The following is a 4,313-nucleotide window of genomic DNA, read 5'->3' on the forward strand; positions in this document are numbered from 1 at the left end:
GCGATCCGGTCGAGCCGGCGGTGCTCGGAGCGCTGGTCGGGGCCGGGGCGCTGCTGGAGCTGCCCGAGGACGCGGTGTCGCTGCTGCCACAGGCGGTCAGGGTCAGCGCGGCAGCCGCGGCGAGACCGATGCCGGCGACACGAAGCTTGGTCACAGAAATCACTCCTAGTGAGCGGCCGGGAAGTCCACTGTGGACGACCCGGTGCCGATGGTTCGATGCTGACCGCCGGAACGTTTCGGCGGTTCGTTGTGCTGTATTCGCGGCCGCCGCGGCAGCGGACAGGTCCGGCTTCACGAATAACCCGATCAGGTGAAGGGGATGATCCACAGACTGGTGAAGGCAGCGGACCACTACATCTCGGAGGGGCGGACACCGATCGGGACGATTGCCCACACCACCTTGCCGTCGCTGTCCGCGCGGACGCCCCAGTCGAGTGACAGCTGAGCGACGAGGCGGAGTCCGTACGCGCCGCATCCGAACTCCCGCGCCCGGACCTGGTGCACCACGGGATCGTGGTCGCTGACCTCGATCAGGAAAGTACCGGCCGCACGGGTGACCCGCAGCCGGCGTACCGCGCTGGTGTGTCGGTAGGCGTTGCTCACCAGCTCGTCCATCACGAGAAGCACGCCGCCGAAGTTGTCGGCCGGGTGCGCGCCGAACGTCAGTGCTTCCATGACCGCGGTTCTCACCTGGCGCAGGTCGGGCCGGTCGCGGAGGGGAACCGTGATCTCCGCCGCGGCCGCGACCCGTCGGCACAACCCGGTCAGCTCATCGTCCAAGTCCATCCGCGATCCGGCCTCCTCCAGTCTCCCTTTCGCGTTCGTGCCAGAGGCGGGCAACGGATTGGTCCACCGCGCGCCGCGGTGCCCAGTAGTGCTCCGCCGGCGCCGCTTGTGAGGCCGTGCGGGTCACCCACATCCGAGCCGATCGGCTCGATCAGGCCAGCGGGAGCTGTGCGACCGGGGCCGTGGTCGGCTGCGGAGAGCCTGCCGCGGGTTCGGTGGTGATGGCGATCCGGTCGGTGTCGCCCGGGAGGACGGCGGTGAGCGTCCCGTCGCCGGCCGGCAGCAGCCCGGCCGATTGCGGGCCGCGCGGCCCGGTCAGCCACACCTGATAGGAGTGCGCGGCGTCGAGCGCGGGCAGCCCCTGCTCGGCCACGACGACCCGACCCAGCTGCCGGGACAGGGTCGCGGTGGCCGACCCGCCGCCGCTGCCGTCGGCCCGCACGGTCACCGCGTCCGAGGCCTCCTGGACCTGGGCGAAGCCGGCGACCGGCGCCGGTGTGCCGTCCACCTGCGACAGGCCGATGCCGACACCGCCGACCAGGATCGCCGCGGCGGCAGCGATCGACGCGGCGACTGCCGTGGCGCGTTTGCGCCAGGCCCGTCCGGTGGCCGGAGCATTGTCCACCCGGGGCGGGAGCTGCCGGGTTTCGGCGACGGCGGTGAGAACGCGGCTGCGCAAACTCGTGCCGGGGGCAGCGTTCATCGCGGCGCCGAGGCGGGCGGCGGTCTCCCGGAACTCCCGGACCTCCGCGGCGCAGGTCGGGCATTCGGCCAGATGCCGGTCGAACGCGGCGCGTTCGAGGTCGGTGACGGCGTCGAGGACGTAGGCACCGGTGAGGGTGTGGACTTCGGCGGCGGTCATCGTGTCGCTCCCAACGCGTCCCGCAGGCGGATCATGCCGTCGCGCATGCGGGTCTTGACGGTGCCGATCTTGACGCCGAGCTTGTCGGCGACCTCACGGCAGGTGAGTCCCTGGAAATAGGCCAGCAGGATCGACTCCCGCTGCAGATCGGTGAGGACGGACAACGCCTGCCGGACCAGATCGCGATCCACAGTGGACAACGTGGATTCGGCGACGTCGTCGTACGGGCGCCGCATGTCGAGGAGGTCGGATCGTTCCTGCCGGTTGCGGGCGGACTGTTCGGAGCGGACCCGGTCGATCGCCCGGCGGTGGGCGATCGTCAGGGCCCAGGTGCTGACCTTCGCCCGCGCGGGGTCGAACTGGGCTGCCTTGCGCCAGATCTCGAGCAGCACCTCTTGGGTGACCTCTTCGGACTGTGCGCGGTTGCGCAGCACCTGCATCACAGTCCCGAAGATCGGGCTCACGAGCTGGTCGTAGAGCAGGGCGAAAGCCTCCTCGTCGCCGAGTGCGGATCGCCCGAGGAGTTCCTCGGGCGCGGTCGGCACGTCCGGGCTCGTGCCCGCGGGTGGGCGGAGGACGGCTACGGTGGTGGCGCGTGCGGCGGCCATGCTGAATCCTTCCCGGCCGGAGCCGAGCCTGTGACGCGAGCGGGTCGTTGCGAGCGGCCTGTCTCCGGACTTTCGAGGTCGGCGGCGACGCGTATTGGTCGCCGCCTCGATTGATCCACCCGCTCACCCAGCGGGGTGGTCGTGGGTGTCGGGAAGGTCACGGCACCAATACCCCCGGTGCCGCGGAGCCGAATGACTCGCATGACCGCCACCGAACTGGCCCGACCCGAGAAGCCCGCGCCATCGGGGAAGATACGGCTGCGGTTCTTCGCGGCCGCGTTCACCGGGATCCTGGCACTGGCCGCCGCGTTGGCCGCGGGGCATCTGGTCGCGGGGTTCATCAGCATCAACGCCTCGCCGTACCTGGCGGTGGGCAACGGCGCGATCGACCTGACCCCGGTCGAGCTGAAGGACTTCGCCGTCCGCACGTTCGGCACCTACGACAAGCTGGTGCTGCTGGGCAGCATGGCCGTGGTCATGGTGGGTGTCGCCGCGCTCGCGGGTGTCCTTTCGCGACGGTCGCCGGTGCCCGGCCTCGTGGCTATCGGCCTCTTCGGGCTGGTCGGTGCCTTTGCCGTCTTCGAGCGACCGGACCTGACGGCAGTGGCGCTGCTCGCGCCGATCGCAAGCCTGGTCGTCGGCATCGCCGTTTTCTTGGTGCTGCACCGGATCGCACCGCGTGTGTGGCGCGATCCGGAGTCGGACGAGAAGACCGGGACGTCCCGGCGGCGGTTCCTGCTCGGCGGCGCGGGTGTCGTCGTCGGTGCCGGCGCGGCCGGGCTCGGCGGGCAGCTGATCAGCTCGTCCCGCGACGCGACGGCGTCCCGGGAGGCGGTCGGCAAGCTCGTCCCGGCGCGGACGGCGCCGATGATCCCGGCCGACGCGGATTTCTCGAAGCTCGGCACCCCGCCGTCCCTGACGCCGAACGACAAGTTCTACCGCGTGGACACTGCGTTGTCGGTGCCGCAGGTGCGCACAGAGGACTGGAGCCTGCGGCTGCACGGCATGGTCGACCGCGAGATCCGCTACAGCTACCAGGACATCCGCAGCCGGCCGCTGGTCGAGCGCACCGTCACGATGACGTGCGTGTCCAACGAGGTCGGCGGCGATTACGTGTCCACGTCGAACTTCATCGGCGTCGACCTGGCCGACCTCTTGCAGGAAGCCGGCGTGAAACCCGGCGCCGAGCAGCTGTTCTGCACCAGCGTCGACGGCTGGACGTCGGGTACGCCCGTCGCGGCGGCGCAGGACCGCGGCCGTGGGGCGATGCTCGCGATCGGCATGAACGGCGAACCGTTGCCGCTGCAACACGGGTTCCCGGCGCGGCTGGTCACCCCCGGTCTGTTCGGGTACGTGTCGGCGACGAAATGGGTCGTGGACATCGAGGTCACCACGTGGGACGCGCGCCAGGCCTACTGGCTGAAGCGGGGGTGGAGCCGGGAGGCGCCGATCAAGACGGAGTCGCGGTTCGACTCCCACCGCGGTTTCGCCAACGTGCCGAAGGGAAAGGTGCGCGTCGCCGGGGTCGCCTGGGCGCAGCACACCGGGATCGAAAAGGTCGAGGTGCGCGTGGACCAGGGTCCGTGGCAGGAGACGATGCTGTCGCAGGAGGTCAACCTGAATACCTGGCGGATGTGGTGGGCCGAGGTCGACCTGTCCGCCGGGGTGCACCAGGTGTTCTGCCGCGCCACGGACAAGTCCGGCTACACGCAGACCGACCAGCGCGCCGGCACCGTGCCCGACGGGGCGACCGGCTGGCACAACGTCACCTTCACGGCCGCCTGAGAAAAACCTTTCCGCACAACCAATCCGGGTGCGCCGGGGCTCCGAATCACCAGCAAGAAGACGGAAACCGCTCAGCGCCCGTCCCAGCCGCGTAATCCATGGAGTGAATTTCATGAGCAAGCTTCGTATTGCCGGAATCGGCCTCACCGCGGCCGCCGCCCTCACCCTGACCGCGTGCAGCGGCAGCGACACCGCTTCTTCGGGCAGCTCCAGCGCCCCGGCGCCGTCCTCCTCGGCGGCCGCGCCGTCGTCCAGCGCCGACTCGGGTGCCT

The 4,313-nt window shown here is 70.4% G+C and carries 4 protein-coding genes and 1 pseudogene; 2 read left to right on the forward strand and 3 right to left on the reverse strand.

What is annotated here, in order from left to right:
- Positions 1-351: 351 nt before the first annotated feature.
- From QQ657_RS56390 to sigK, 3 genes are all read right to left on the reverse strand, one after another.
- Positions 352-786 (reverse strand): ATP-binding protein, encoded by a 435-nt coding sequence (locus QQ657_RS56390; RefSeq protein ID WP_284750730.1) that lies wholly within the window; start codon positions 784-786, stop codon positions 352-354.
- A 151-nt stretch (positions 787-937) separates the two neighbouring features.
- Positions 938-1,648, reverse strand: coding sequence for an anti-sigma factor (locus tag QQ657_RS56395; protein WP_284750731.1), 711 nt, complete (start codon positions 1,646-1,648; stop codon positions 938-940).
- Positions 1,645-2,256 carry an ECF RNA polymerase sigma factor SigK gene (gene sigK, locus QQ657_RS56400; RefSeq protein ID WP_284750732.1) on the reverse strand — a complete coding sequence of 204 codons (612 nt, stop codon included), beginning with the start codon at positions 2,254-2,256 and terminating at the stop codon, positions 1,645-1,647. Before sigK ends, QQ657_RS56395 begins: the two co-directional genes overlap by 4 nt.
- A gap of 201 nt (positions 2,257-2,457) precedes the next feature.
- On the opposite strand from sigK, the gene QQ657_RS56405 reads away from it, so the two are divergent.
- Positions 2,458-4,041, forward strand: a complete 1,584-nt coding sequence (locus QQ657_RS56405) for a molybdopterin-dependent oxidoreductase (protein WP_284750733.1) — start codon at positions 2,458-2,460, stop codon at positions 4,039-4,041.
- A 112-nt stretch (positions 4,042-4,153) separates the two neighbouring features.
- A pseudogene (locus tag QQ657_RS56890) lies at positions 4,154-4,313 on the forward strand (fasciclin domain-containing protein); the annotation flags it as partial.

This window comes from Amycolatopsis ponsaeliensis (assembly GCF_030182635.1).
GTDB classification, from domain to species: Bacteria; Actinomycetota; Actinomycetes; order Mycobacteriales; family Pseudonocardiaceae; genus Amycolatopsis; species Amycolatopsis ponsaeliensis.